We start from the raw sequence: 14,208 nt of genomic DNA, 5'->3' as shown, positions 1-14,208 counted from the left end.
TTTTGATGTTTTCTTAACAATATATTCTTAATGCTTAAAGAATTTCTGTATAAATTTATAAGAGCGGCTGTATAGGTATCCTAAGTAAGAAACTAAATATCCTCTTCTTTAAGATAGCTGCTGGTACAAAAGGCTTCTTCACCATTAAAGAGGATCTTACTCCAGCCATCAGAACGCTTTTCGATAAGAGGGACCTTTTCATTGGCTGGTAGGGAGCCTAGAATACTATAATTAGTTCCAGGACCAGAGCGGACATTGATATTTTCAGTTGAATAAACTAATATCTCTTCTTCCTCTTCCTCATCATTGTTATCTGAGATGTTATCTGGAGAGGTTGTACTAATATCTTCATCTATTTTTGAGTTATCTTTATCCTGTGATTCTGCTATTTTTTCTGCTAATTTTAAATTATCTTCCTTAAGCTTGGCCTGCCTGCTTTCTCCAACTAATACAGTTGCTACTAAAGCTAATACAAGTACTACAATAATTAAGGCAGAATAAAGCTTTCCTTTATTCGAATCATTCATACATAATCCTCCATAAAATACATGCTATAACTCATATATCTCTATTATACACTAAAATTCCTTAATAACATCCTCTTTATGAAGGATATTGGACAATATTTTGAATCATTATAATATATGGGATAAATATTATAATATTCCAATAAAAAGGTATAAGCTCATAATAACGTGTTTACATTAGAAGAGCTACTCAAAAAAATAAGCGACATTTACAGGCGTTTTGTAATAAAAAAACTATGCTAAATAAATTAATTAGCATAGTTTTTTACATTTAATTATTTTAGTCTTAGTGAAGTAGATAATAATGCTACATAATTTTAATTGTTAATAGTACTCTTTATACTGGCAAAAATACTTTTGTTTCTTCTCCATTATCCTGTACTAATGCCATTGGATGGATCTTTGATATAGCATATACTTGAAAATAATCTCCTGCTGCCCCTGCAAAATTCAAAATCGTTACAATATAAATACTCAAAAAGAAATCAGATGGCAAAAGAAGTAGCATCAAAATCAAGGAAATTCCCCATACAACAATTGGAGAAAGAGCAATAATAATAAAACTTTTCTTGTTAAAATAAGCTGTACTGCCTGTACATATGAAGGGGAATTTAACCAAATAAGTCGGCTTCACACCAGATAACAGCTTCACAAAAAAACCATGTGTTAATTCATGCACTATCATATAAGCAGCACACATAAAAACTGTAATTAGGATTCTTATGCCAGTGTGCCAGCTACCTACTAATGGGAAGTTGAACAATTTAGCTAATCCAATCATAATAGCAACCAATAAAAACAGCAATATCTGTATACGCACATTAATTTTTTTGTCTTTACTCAAGTCCATTTTTTCATGAAATTTATAGTTTAATGGTAGATTGACTGTGTTCTGTACAACATTTGTTTTGCTCACTTCATCATCCTCCTATATTCCTTGTTTAACATAAAAATGATATTGCTACTTAATATTATATATCGAATATATAAATAATACCAATATTTGTAAATAACGTTTGCTGAGAATATAAACTTTTACTGTAGTATTTATATTTATTCTGGTGCCTCCTCTTAGGGGAGAGTCAACCTCTTAATTGAAATTTATTTTATTGCTATCATAACTCCATTATAAATAAATATTCTATTGATAGTAAAAAATATCATAAGAGGTACGAAAATTAAAATAAGTGGTAGAACTTTAAGGATGAAGTTAATTTAAATAATCTGTTTCAATTTTTCCTTGAGATAAAGCCAGGGGCATTGTTTACCTCAAATATATTTATTTTTAATAATTTATTCTTTTTTATGGAATATAATCAATTTATTGTATAATTATATTATCAGTGATAAATGGAGTTAAGCAAGTATATAGCTAGAGTCAAAGATTTATATAGGAGCATAATTAAAGTAAATGAAGTTGAAGAAGAATGGAAATTCTATTTAGTGTGACTGGATTTACAATATATGTAAAAAATAGACAATAGGGTAAGAGCTGAGCTAAGAGGCAGAATCGGAGGAAGTTGTGTAGATGAGCAAAGAGAAAGGGTATATTATTAAGGAAAATGCTCCAATTTATTTGACTAAGGATATGGATAAAACTTTAAGGTGGTTCAAGGAAGTCTTGGGCTGGCATGGAGGTATCGATGAACGGGATGCAGAGGGAAAGGGTACCTATGGATGTGCCTTTAGCCTTCCTCAGGAGATAGGAGAAGGAAACATAGACAGCTTTACGGGAATACATATGTTTTATGGAGAGCCTAAAAAGGGGCTTTTATCCTTTATGTATGTAGAAGGTATAGAAGAGTTTAGAAGCTTTATATTAAATAATAACTGGGATCAGGTATCAGATATTACCATGGAAAGCTGGGGTGGGAAGACCTTTAACCTCACCACAATTGATGGCTATGTACTGTATTGCTTTCAGTGAGTAGTTAAGAAAGACATATATATCATTTTTTAAAATGATATATATGTCTTTTTATAATAATAAACTTGGCTTTTTAGGCTGCTTAGTGGTTGTCTATTTTTATTGTGCTAGTAATTTTATTGCTATTGAATTATATGGTTCTTGGCCATTTTTCTTGTTGAATTTATATAGGATATCCTTTTCATCTTGAGGCTATGTGAAAGATTCAAGTTACTGTCAACAATCCATCCTTCTCCTCATAAGATAGACATTGGTGAGAGAATGGAGGGATTATAATGACAAGAATTATTAAAGAAATTTTTAGCTGGGTATTTAATAACCATCATTTAACTACAAAGGATATAACAGTATACGAGAAAGTAGCTCAGGCAGATTATCGGGCAGCAAATGAAGTACATCATTATAATATGAACTTAATAAAGCTTGGATAAAACAATGAAGCCCTAGATTATTATATAGGAATGTAATAATCTAGGGCATATTATTTTTGTGAACCTATAAGCTTGTACTATTTACAATCCATTATCTTAGAGCTAATCCTAGAATGTCTTGAGCTCTATGGATTGATATATGATCATACAGCATTCCTAACATAGCTTTTTATAATACCATCCTCTATAAGAATAATATCATCAGCATTTTCGGCTATCTTCATATCGTGGGTAACTATGATTATTGTTTGATTAAATTCCTTTGCTGATTCCTTAAGAAGGGCTATGAGCTCATCACCGCTTTTTCCATCTAAGTTTCCTGTAGGCTCATCAGCGAGGATTATAGCAGGCTTTGCCGCAAGAGCTCTGGCGCAGGCTACTCTCTGCCTTTGACCACCGGATAGCTCGTCAGGATAGTATTTCAGCTTATCTTCTATGCCTAGGGCTTTTACTACTCTTTCTATGTGGTCTTTATCAGGCTTTCTTCCATCCAGCTCTATAGGAAGCAGTATATTCTGCAAAACAGTATGCTCTGGAAGAAGGTTAAAGGCCTGGAATACAAAGCCGATTCTCCTTCTTCGAAATATAGCTAGCTTTGTATCATTTAAGTCAAAAACACTTTCTCCCTCTATATATAGCTTTCCTTCTGTAGGTCTATCTAGTCCTCCTAATATATGAAGGAGGGTAGATTTGCCGGAGCCGCTTCTTCCTATTATGGAATAAAATCTTCCTTCCTCAATCTCCAGGTCTCCAGATTTAAGGGCATGTACTGCAAGCTTTCCTTTACCATAGGTCTTTTCTATTTTTTCTGTCTTTAATATAACTCCCATATCTAAGCCTCCTTAACCCCTTATATTTTCTACAGGAGAATTTTTTATAATTCTTCTTGTAGGAAGTGTATAAATAAAAATAGTAATTATAAAGTAAATTATTGTAATGGCTATATGAATATAGAAGGGATAGTATTCTATAAATTTATTTAAATAGATGGTGATATCAAGCCCCTTGGACGCTGCTCTAGTGCTGAAAAGTAAATATACTGAGAAAGCAAGTAAAAGATGAGAGGCTATTATTGAAATAATGCCATTCCTGATTCCTTTTGATAGCTGTGTTCTTCTTAGCTGTTTTTCTGTTACTCCAATGGCCTGAAGTATCCCAGTTCTCTTTTTATCCTGGTCAGCTCTTGAGGATAAGCTGTTGTAGAGAATAATTGCCCCCAAAGCTGCGGAGACTACACATAAGAGAGCTAGAATGGCAGTATTATTTCTAGCCTCTGAGAGCATAAGCTCATTATCCTCTCTGAAATTTGTTACATATCCACCTAACTCTTCCGATACCTTCTGGAGTCTTGCTTCTAATTTTGAAGGATCCCTACCCTTATCTGTATAAAAATAAAAAACAGTTCTTCCTAGCTTTACCTTAGCTATGGTTTGATTCATTAAGGCTATAGCATTGTTGCTCATAATACCCATGTCCATACCAAAGCCTACATAAAGCTCACTCATAAGAAGAGGGGAGCCGATGATTCCATAGCTTTGATTGGTATCAGAAAAAGGCCATACACCCTTTCCTGGGAAATATCTTATTATTCCCCCTACCTTCACTTCCTTAGGAGTGTAAGCATCCTGTACTACTTCGCCTACCATCCTTTCTTCATTGGCAGAAATCCATAAGGAATCCCCAACCTTTATACCTTCATTCTTCTTCATTCCATGAGTTTCTTCCTCATTCAAGGAAAGCTTGTATCTTCCAGCCTCCTCTAAAACTCTTCCCATGGCTGATTGAAAGCTGCTGGTTTCTAGAGCTGTAGCAATATCTGCCTCAGGATTTTTTTGAAGCTCTGAATACATTGGCATAAGTAGAATTACCTCTTCTCCCTGCCAGAACTTAGCATCATCAAAGGTTCCTTCCGTAATGGAAGCTATAATCCTTTCCATGGAGTTTTTATAGTTGTATTCAGGAACACTATGCCATTCTGCAGGTACGTTATTAAGATCATCTTCATCAGTATATTGCTTGTCTGTACCCTCAACAACGTAGTAGCCCATATCGTTATAGTACATTAAAGGAGAGTAGAAATTTGTTATGAAGGCAGAGTCTACTTCCTTTACTCCAAAGGCTTTTTCTCTGTGGCTAGCAAAGTATTCTCCTAAGGATAAGGTTGGGAGGCTCTCCTTAAAGGCTTCAAGAATTTTATCATCCTCCATACCTTCGAAATAAAGATGAAGATCATTTCCCTTCCAGAAGATAGCTGTATCCTTTACCCCGGAGATATTCGCAAGAGAGCTTTCAAGCTCCTTAATAGAATTGCTAGTCCCAAATTGATAGCCATGAAGAAGCTCTAAAACATAATCAGGCTTTCCCTTTTGTAGCACCTCATCAATATATTTTTCCTTTGAAATATAGCTTAAAAGCACTGAAGCTAAGAGTAATAGGCAGATTAAAAAGGACATTGATAGTGCTAATATACTTTTTCCTCTATTCTGTCTTGAATAGTTTTTATTTAGCTTTTTTAGTGCCCTTTTTGGTGAAAAGCTATTGTCATCTATAGCTTCAATACTCTCTTCACCATCACTTTTTCTGTGCTTTGGAGGCTTTTCCACTGTTCCTGTAAGAGGTAGGGATAGAGCATAAAACATAGGGGATATCATTCCTATAAATAAGGACACCATAGTGATTAGAGCACCCTGAATAGCTAGGGATGGAATTAATTTAACCACTAGGGAAACTCCTAAAAGCTTGCTGATGGCTTCTGCACCAAAGGAAAGTACTATTCCTAAAAGTATTCCTATAGGCATTGCCGCTATAAGAAGCATGATGCTTTCACAGAGAAAAACCTTTACCACCTGGCTGTTAGTAGCACCTATAGACTTTAAAAGAGCAAAGGACCTGGCTCTTTTTCTTGTTTGACTTAAATAAAGTTGAAATATTGATATGGCAGATATTATAAAGATTGCTGCCATTACCGTGTAAATAAGCCGTTCTTTTTGTTCATCGGCTTCTGAGAGGTAAGCCAAATTGTTTTTTCTGAATTTCCAGGTGCCTTCACTAGCCTTTCCCTCTCCCCCTGAAGATTCTGTGAGGCCACCATCTTCATTATTTTCCTCTGCCAGAAACCCCACAACCCCTGGGAACAGCTCATCATAAAGCTGTTTTCCTGTAGAGCTAGAGTACATAAATACATTGTACTCCTCAGGATAGGTCTTAAGGATTTCTTCGGGATTGCCCAAGGTAGAGCTATTTTTGATAATGTTATAGTATTTATCCGTTCCATCCTCTGTTATAAACCCATTTGCTGTAGGATAGTCCCCTGTATCCCATCTATGGGAATAGCTATCTATAATTCCTGTGAGGGTGTAATAATGATACATCAGGAGAGTCTTAGAGGTCTGAAAGCCATCTCTTACTATATCATCGTTGTTAGAACCGGAGGGGCCAAAATAAACATAGCTTTCTCTCAGATAAATTACAGAGTCATCTGTAACTGTTACGGGAGTAGTAATATTAGCTCTATAGTACTGATAATTTCCGTATAGATCCTGTGGCGAAAGGTTTTCCATGGCTTCCCTATAGTACTGTTCAATTTCCTGCTGAGAAGTAATGGTATAAACTACTTCGCTAGAAATTTCCACAGGCTTACCTATATTCTCTTCTGAAAGACCAATACTTGTTAGGGCAGATAGCTCTAAGGCGATTTCATTATCTTCCTTTGGAATTTTTCCTGTCACTATAGATAGATTACCTATATCTAAAAAGCTATCATCTATAGTTCCTAAGACTCCTATGCTGGTGTTTCTATCCACTATTCTGTTGATGCTTACCTTGTCTAGGATTTTTTTATCCTTAAGGTATTCTGTTGTACTCTTGTCAGCAGATAGATATGCTGCCTGCCATTTGCCATACATAGCAAGTCTTGAGTTTTCCTCAGTTTCAGCTATACCCCCATAAAACATAGTGGCCGATACGATAAAGGAAAAGGATAGTAGTATAACTAATAATAAGAGGGCTGTTTCTTTTTTTCTTCCTCTCATTCCTTCTGCGGCTATTTTTAAGATTATCAACCTATATCCCCCTCTTTTTTTATATTTATATATATTATAAACAGGATATTTAGTAAATAATAGTAAAATTTAACTTTTGTGTAATATTGTTAATATTTTTTGAAAAAATTATGAAAATGACCGTCGCTTCAAGTTAATATAAATCATTGCATTTAACCTTGGAATTACTCGAATTACTCCCATAATTTTGATATACTTTGTATTAAAGATGGAGATGAGTAGTTAAAGCTATCTCCTTAGGAGGAGAGTTTATGACGAAGGTTCTTTTAGTAGAGGATGATAAAGGCATAATAAAGAATTTAACCAGGCTTTTAGAGCAGGAGGGCTTTTCTGTAGTTTCAAGAGAAGGGCAGAAGGAAGCGCTTAAGCTTCTTGAAGAAGAGACCTTTGACCTTTTGCTTTTAGATGTTTCCCTAGCCGATGGAAATGGCTTTTCCCTGTGCACTGCTGCCAAGCGATTAACAGCTGCACCGGTGATTTTTCTTACAGCCTCTGAGGATGAGAGCAGTGTAGTTACTGGTCTTGACTTAGGCGCTGATGATTACATAGCTAAGCCTTTTAGACCATTAGAGCTGATTTCTAGGATAAAAAGTGTTTTAAGAAGAAGTGGAAAAACTCAATCGGTATTTGAGCTTGGGAACTTACGGATTGATTCAGTGAGAGGCACAGTCCACAAGGAAGGGCAGGAGGTATTCCTATCAGCACTTGAATATAGGCTTCTTCTGGTATTTATAAATAATAAGGGGATAGTTTTGTCTCGCCAGAAGCTTCTAGAGGAAATTTGGGATATAGCAGGAGAGTTTGTTAATGATAACACCCTTACGGTTTACATAAAAAGGCTCAGGGAAAAGATAGAGGAGGATCCTCAAAATCCTAAGATCATTAAGACCATCAGAGGCCTTGGCTATAAGGTTGGTGATTAGCATGGGTCTTTTTAGAAATAAGGAGATAGTAAGGATTTTATTTATAAATATAGCTATAACTTTTGTAGCTGCTGTAATAGGATTTTTCTTGAGAGGAGGTCTTTTTAGCATATTAATAGTAGCCTTTAGCTCAATCATTATAGCAGTGAATCTTTTTAATGATTATAAAAGGTATAGAAGAATTTCAGAGCTCGGTCAAGAGATTGATGGAGTCCTTCATGGCAAGGAAAATATAGACTTTACTTCCTATGAGGAAGGAGAACTGGCTATCTTAAGCAGTGAAATACAAAAAATGACCATACGGCTCAGAGAACAGAGAGAGGCTCTCCAGCAGGATAAGCTATATCTAGCTGATTCTATAGCAGATATTTCTCATCAGCTGAGGACTCCTTTAACCTCTATGAATCTTATAACCTCCCTTTTATCAAAGTCAGAGCTTTCCTTAAAGGAGAGAAGGGAGCTTGTATCGGAGCTCTCGGGGCTATTAGGTCGGATAGACTGGCTTGTGGCCTCACTTTTAAAAATATCTAGGCTGGATGCTGGTACTGTGGAGTTTAAAAGGGAGAAGGTCAAGCTTAAGGACCTTATAAAAAGATCTTCTGAGCCTATTGCAGTAGCCATGGATCTCCGGGAGCAGAGGCTTATTATAGATATACAGGAAGAAGCAGAATACCTGGGAGACATTCATTGGTCCTCCGAGGCCCTAGGAAATATCATTAAGAACTCTGTAGAACATACTCCATCAGGAGGAGAAATTTATATAAAAGGCAGCGAAAATACCATATATACGGAGATTATAATTGAGGATAACGGAAAAGGCATTGATCCAGAGGATATTCCTCATCTTTTTGAAAGGTTTTATAGGGGGAAGAATTCCTCCCCGAACAGTATTGGTATAGGCCTGGCCCTAGCCAGGATGATAGTGACGGAGCAGAACGGAACCATAAAGGTAGAGAACAGGCGAGAGGGTGGAGCAAGGTTTATTATTAGATTTTATAAGGGAATAATATAGTATAAAGCTTGCACAAAAATAAAATAGCCCCAGAGTCTATATAGAGAATTAAGAGAATTTCTTTAGATTTAAGTATTATCTAAAGTTGAATCTTCGCTTCTACTAAAGAAAACTGGGGCTTAATTATTTTTATATTATTTATATTGCTTGCTTTTATCTTTACTTATTAGTAAAGAGTGAGAAGTTATTGTATAATGTTCCCTTCAAAGCTTTTAATAATGCCATCCTCCAGGAGAATGATAGTGTCAGCATTTTCAGCTATCTTCATGTCATGGGTAACTATTATTATTGTTTGATTGAATTCCTTTGCAGACTCCTTAAGTAGGGCTATGAGCTCATCGCCGCTTTTTCCATCTAAATTTCCTGTTGGCTCATCGGCAAGGATAATGGCTGGTTTTGCAGCTAGGGCCCTGGCACAGGCTACTCTCTGCCTCTGGCCACCGGATAGCTCGTCGGGGTAGTATTTCAGCTTATCTTCTATCCCTAGAGCTTTTATTACCCTTTCAATGTGCTCCTTATCAGGTTTTCTGCCATCTAGCTCTATAGGCAAAAGAATATTCTGCAGCACAGTATGCTCTGGAAGGAGGTTGTAAGCCTGAAATACAAAGCCTATCCTCCTTCTTCGAAATATAGCAAGCTTTGTGTCGTTTAAGTCAAAAACACTTTCCTCTTCGATATATAGCTTTCCTCCTGTAGGTCTGTCGAGGCCGCCTAATATATGAAGGAGGGTGGATTTGCCAGAGCCACTTCTTCCTATGATAGAGTAAAATCTTCCTTCCTCTATCGTAAGATCTCCTGGCTTGAGGGCATTGACAGCAAGCTTTCCTTTTCCATAGGTTTTTTCTATCTGTTCCGCCTTTAATATAACTCCCATATATAAGCCTCCTTAACCATTTATATTTTCTACAGGAGAATTTTTTATAACTCTTCTTGTAGGTAGTGTATAGATAAAGATAGTGATTATAAAGTAAATTATTACAACGGCTATGTGAACATAGAAGGAATAATAATTTATAAATTTATTTATATATACCATTATATCTAGACCAGAGGCCTCTGCCCGAGCGCTGAAAAGTATATATACCATAGAGATAAGTATAATATGAGAAGCTATTAGTGAAATAAGGGCATTTCTTATTCCCTTTGATAGCTGAGTCTTCTTTAGCTGTTTCTTAGTTACCCCAATAGCCTGAAGGATACCTGTACGCTTTTTATCCTGATCTGCTCTGGAGGATAAGCTGTTATAGAGTATAATTGTAGCCAGTGCAGCAGAAACTACACATAATAAGGCAAGTATTGCTGTATTATTTGTTGCCTCTGAGAGAAGGAGTTTATTATCCTCTCTAAAATTTGTTACATAACCGCCCAGCTTGTTTGCTATCTCCTGAAGGCTGTCTTCTGTTTTACTAAAATCACCCTTGTCCTCACCATAAAGATAAAAGACAGTCCTCCCAAGCTTAACCTTAGCAATGGTTTGATTTAGCAGGCTTATAGAAGTCTTATCTAGGTTTTCTAAATTCATGCCAAAGCCTACATAAAGGTCTTCCAAGAGAGTAGGAGAGCCTATTACCGAATAGTTTTGATTAGTTTCTGAAAATGGCCAGAGACCTTTCTCAGGAAAATATCTTATTATACCTCCTACCTTCACTTCTCTTGGCTTATACAAGCCACGGTAATTTTCCTCCGGCTCCTCATTGGCAGAAATCCATAGGCTATCTCCAATCCTTATTCCGTTATTTTTCTTCATTCCCTGGATTTCCTCTTCATTTAAAGAAAGCTTGTACTTTCCGGCGGCCTCTAAAACCTTGCTCATGGCTGACTGAAAGCTGCTGGTTTCTAGGGCTGTAGCAATATCTCCCTCCGGATTCTTCTGAAGCTCTGAATACATTGGCATGAGAAGTATTACTTCTTCCCCGGACCAGAATTTTTGCTCATTTAATTCACCGTCAGTAATTGAGGAAAAAATCTTATTAGCAGTGTCACTATACTCGTATATTGGAATGCTGTACCAATCGGTGTTTTGATTCTCGATGTCAGCAGCGGTGGCACGATTATTAGTACCCTTGACCACAAAGTACCCCTCATCATAAAGGTAGCTTAAAGGGGAGTAGAAGTTTGTTATGATAGCGGAATCTACTTCCTTTAGCCCATAGTCACTATCCTTATAGCCTCCAAAATATTCTCCTAGAGAAATGGGCGGAAGACTCTCCTTAAAGGTGCTGACAATCTCATCCTCTTCTATTCCTTCATAATATACATGAAGGTCATTACCCTTCCAGAAGGTTGATATATCCTTAATACCTGGAACATCCTTGAGGGTGTTTTCTACCCAGGGTATGCCCTGAAGGAGCTCTAATACATAATCAGGCTTACCCTTCTGAAGCACCTCATCAATATATTTCTCTCTTGATATATAGCTTAAAAGTACTGAGGATAAAAGTAGAACACAGGTTATAAGAGACATGGATAGTGCTAAAATACTCTTTCCTCTGTTATGGAGTGAATAGCTTTTATTTAGCTTTCTAAGAGCGTTTTTTGTGGAAAAGCTATTCTCTTCTATATTCTCAACAGTATCCTTTTCATCCCTTTTTCTATGGGAAGGAGGCTTTTCCACCGTTCCAGTGATAGGCACTGAAAGAGCATAGAATATGGGCAAAATCATTCCGATAAACAGTGACAGCATAGTTATAATTATTCCCTGAATAGTTATGGAAGGAATAAAAGCAACCTCCAGGGAGGCGTCTAAAAGAATACTGATTTTCTCTGCACCCAGGGACAGGGCGATTCCTAATAATATTCCAATAGGCATTGCAGTCATAAGGAGAACTATATTCTCAGCTAAAAATACTTTCACCACCTGGTGATTTGTTGCTCCGATAGCTTTTAATAGAGCAAAGGTCCTGGCTCTTCTCCTTGTTTGGGATAGATAAAGCTGGAAGATAGAGATTGCTGATATGATAAATATTGCTGCCATTACTGTATAGATGAGCCTTTCCTTTTGTTCATTAGCTTCTGAAGGGTAGGCCAGCTTATTTTTTCTAAACTTCCAGGTGCCCTCATTGGTATCTCCTTCACCACCTAAAAATTCAGTAAGATTTCCATCATCTTTATTTTCTTCAGCCAGAAATTTCATTACCCCAGGGAATAGCTCATCATAGAGATTCTCTCCTAGAGCCTCTGAATACATAAATACATTATATTCCTCAGGAAATATCTTTAAGAGCTCCGCAGGGCTACTTAAGGCAGAGCTGTTCCTAAGCTTATTGTAGTGGTTATCAGCTCCTTCTTCTGTTAAAAATGCATTTACCACAGGATATTCTGCTGTGTCCCATCTTTCTGAATAGCTGTCTATAACCCCAGTAAGCACATAATAGTAATTAAGTATTAGGGTTTTATTTGTCTGTAGGCCATCTCTCTTTATAGTTTCTTCAGAGGGGTTTGAAGGGCCATAATAAAAAAAGTTTTCTCTGATACTAATAACATGATCATCAGAGTTAGAAATAGGAGTATTGAGTTTAGTTTCAAATTCATTATTAACTTCAGTACCATTTCGAGTATAAGTATAAGGAAGATCGTAATTTATTGTTTTCTCACCAAAAAGAGTTTTTCTATTATTAAGGTATTCTGTGATTTCAAAGTGAGGGACAAGAGTATAAATTACCTCGCTGGAAATCCTTATAGCATTTCCTATATCCGCTTCTGAAAGTCCAAGCTCTGTAAAGGTAGATAGATCTAAGGCTATTTCATTAGGTTTTTCAGGAAGCTTCCCTGTCACCATAGACAGCTTGCCCATTTTCAAAAAGCTTTCGTCTATAGTTCCTAATACTCCAACATCAGTGTTTCTATCCACTATTCTGTTGACACTTATTTTATCAATGCTTTTATTCTCTTTTAGATACTCTGTGGTGCCTTTATCTGCGGAAAGATAGGCGGCCTGCCACTGACCATACATAGCAAGTCTTGCATTTTCCTCCGTCTCAGCTATACCACCATAAAACATGGTAGCAGAAACAATAAAGGTAAAGGACAGTAGTATAACTAGCAGCAAGAGAGCTGTTTGCTTTTTTCTGCCTCTCATTCCTTCCAAAGCTATTTTTAAGATTATCAAAATATCCCTCCTTTTTGATACGTATATTTATATGATATATTAATTATTAGAATTTTAATACTATTTTGTTAATATTATACAGTTAAAAGCTTAAGCTCTTAATATGAGAGTAATGGTATACAAATAAAGTTACTTATTCCTACTATATCCAATAATATCTATGATTTTAATATACTCTATGTTAATGGGTGACTAAGACAATCAAGGTTATCTCTATATAATGAAAATGAATATAAAGTTTAGAGGAATAGGGGCATAATTGCCTCTATTTTTTACTTTAAAAATATAATCTTTTGATAAAGCAAATGTAAAAATAGTAAATTAATGGATATAATTAAAATATAAGAGTAAATCAAAAAGAAAACTGGAGAAAATAAAATGAAAAGACATATAACTAGAATAGTTTTAATAATGGTGCTTGTATGCGGAGCAGCTTTAATATATGGCTATAGAAAAGAACCAACTGAATTAGAAAAGAAAATACCAACTTTAGCTCAGGAAACAAAAGAAGGTCATCTAGGATTTGATATAAATATTAATAAGAGTATTGAAGAAAGTCACTCTCTTACTGATTTTGATATCTTAAGTGTTTGTCACAGAATGACACATCCGTATGTTAAAGCACCTGAAAAATGGTATGGCACCTTTCCCACCGACAAGAAAAGTATAAAGAATTTAATGATTAAGATAGAGCAAAATAATGAGTTAGAACGAAATGTGAAAGATGATTTATTAAGTTTCCTTGGAGAATATTATGAAGGAGATTTTACAAACTCTGTTAAGTTCCATAATTATGTATGGCGAGAGGAAAATGGTGACACAGGTAAAGCAACCGGCTTAACTGATTTAGCAAAGCAAGGAAGGTAAGAAAAGTGAATAAAGATTCTCATGTGCTTGTTCAATCAGAGACAGAAGTGTATGGAGAACCTGTAACCATAGAAAGTACCAAAAGACCTAGAGATTATTCAAGGTCTTTTATTTATGTGCACCTTACATAGGTGTAAAATAAAGGGTGAAGTTCCTTCAAGCTACTCTACTGGGAGGTCAGTAGATAAAATATTTATTTACCTCCTATACGATTACTCCTTATAAAGTGACGAAATTGTAATTTTCAAGTCACTGACCTGTCATCTTGAAATAGTAGAATGAACTCATAAAGCAATAGGGGGAAAGCTTATGGAAATATTGATAATAGAGAATAGAACCCTTCCTCTTTTTA

General features: G+C 35.8%; 12 protein-coding genes. 6 read left to right on the top strand and 6 right to left on the bottom strand.

Annotated features, from left to right (window positions below):
- Positions 1 to 92 precede the first annotated feature (92 nt).
- Positions 93 to 527 carry an SH3 domain-containing protein gene (locus ACPWSR_RS04980; protein WP_426350602.1) on the bottom strand — a complete coding sequence of 145 codons (435 nt, stop codon included), beginning with the start codon at positions 525 to 527 and terminating at the stop codon, positions 93 to 95.
- 337 nt (positions 528 to 864) lie between these two features.
- Positions 865 to 1,443, bottom strand: coding sequence for a DUF3267 domain-containing protein (locus tag ACPWSR_RS04975; protein ID WP_426350601.1), 579 nt, complete (start codon positions 1,441 to 1,443; stop codon positions 865 to 867).
- A gap of 612 nt (positions 1,444 to 2,055) precedes the next feature.
- Between ACPWSR_RS04975 and ACPWSR_RS04970 the strand changes: the two genes are divergently transcribed.
- A complete protein-coding gene (locus ACPWSR_RS04970; protein ID WP_426350600.1) occupies positions 2,056 to 2,454 on the top strand; it encodes a hypothetical protein in 399 nt (132 codons plus the stop codon).
- Between the two features lie 275 nt (positions 2,455 to 2,729).
- Complete coding sequence (locus tag ACPWSR_RS04965; protein WP_426350599.1) at positions 2,730 to 2,885, top strand: hypothetical protein; 156 nt, start codon at positions 2,730 to 2,732, stop codon at positions 2,883 to 2,885.
- Positions 2,886 to 3,028: 143 nt separating this feature from the next.
- On the opposite strand, the gene ACPWSR_RS04960 is transcribed toward ACPWSR_RS04965, so the two are convergent.
- Together ACPWSR_RS04960 and ACPWSR_RS04955 are read right to left on the bottom strand one after the other, a co-directional pair.
- Positions 3,029 to 3,715, bottom strand: a complete 687-nt coding sequence (locus ACPWSR_RS04960; RefSeq protein ID WP_426350598.1) for an ABC transporter ATP-binding protein — start codon at positions 3,713 to 3,715, stop codon at positions 3,029 to 3,031.
- 12 nt (positions 3,716 to 3,727) lie between these two features.
- Positions 3,728 to 6,946, bottom strand: a complete 3,219-nt coding sequence (locus ACPWSR_RS04955; RefSeq protein ID WP_426350597.1) for an FtsX-like permease family protein — start codon at positions 6,944 to 6,946, stop codon at positions 3,728 to 3,730.
- Positions 6,947 to 7,197: 251 nt separating this feature from the next.
- Between ACPWSR_RS04955 and ACPWSR_RS04950 the strand changes: the two genes are divergently transcribed.
- Both ACPWSR_RS04950 and ACPWSR_RS04945 read left to right on the top strand, forming a co-directional pair.
- On the top strand, positions 7,198 to 7,869 hold the full coding sequence (locus ACPWSR_RS04950; RefSeq protein ID WP_426350596.1) for a response regulator transcription factor: 672 nt from the start codon (positions 7,198 to 7,200) through the stop codon (positions 7,867 to 7,869).
- Position 7,870: 1 nt separating this feature from the next.
- On the top strand, positions 7,871 to 8,881 hold the full coding sequence (locus ACPWSR_RS04945) for a sensor histidine kinase (protein ID WP_426350595.1): 1,011 nt from the start codon (positions 7,871 to 7,873) through the stop codon (positions 8,879 to 8,881).
- A 184-nt stretch (positions 8,882 to 9,065) separates the two neighbouring features.
- Here the strand turns inward: ACPWSR_RS04945 and ACPWSR_RS04940 are convergent, their stop codons facing one another.
- Positions 9,066 to 9,755: an ABC transporter ATP-binding protein gene (locus ACPWSR_RS04940; protein WP_426350594.1), complete on the bottom strand. Its 690-nt coding sequence runs from the start codon at positions 9,753 to 9,755 to the stop codon at positions 9,066 to 9,068.
- Between the two features lie 12 nt (positions 9,756 to 9,767).
- Entirely contained in the window at positions 9,768 to 12,989 is a 3,222-nt protein-coding gene (locus ACPWSR_RS04935; RefSeq protein WP_426350593.1) for an FtsX-like permease family protein, read from the bottom strand.
- Between the two features lie 378 nt (positions 12,990 to 13,367).
- Between ACPWSR_RS04935 and ACPWSR_RS04930 the strand changes: the two genes are divergently transcribed.
- On the top strand, positions 13,368 to 13,856 hold the full coding sequence (locus ACPWSR_RS04930) for a DUF6241 domain-containing protein (protein ID WP_426350592.1): 489 nt from the start codon (positions 13,368 to 13,370) through the stop codon (positions 13,854 to 13,856).
- A gap of 5 nt (positions 13,857 to 13,861) precedes the next feature.
- Complete coding sequence (locus ACPWSR_RS04925) at positions 13,862 to 13,987, top strand: hypothetical protein (RefSeq protein WP_426350591.1); 126 nt, start codon at positions 13,862 to 13,864, stop codon at positions 13,985 to 13,987.
- Positions 13,988 to 14,208 lie beyond the last annotated feature (221 nt).

The sequence above is a fragment of the Alloiococcus sp. CFN-8 genome (assembly GCF_049943125.1).
Taxonomy (GTDB): Bacteria; Bacillota; Clostridia; order Clostridiales; family Clostridiaceae; genus JAEXZL01.
The sequence above is the reverse complement of the archived record's forward strand: the minus strand, read 5'-3'. Positions and strand labels throughout refer to the sequence as shown.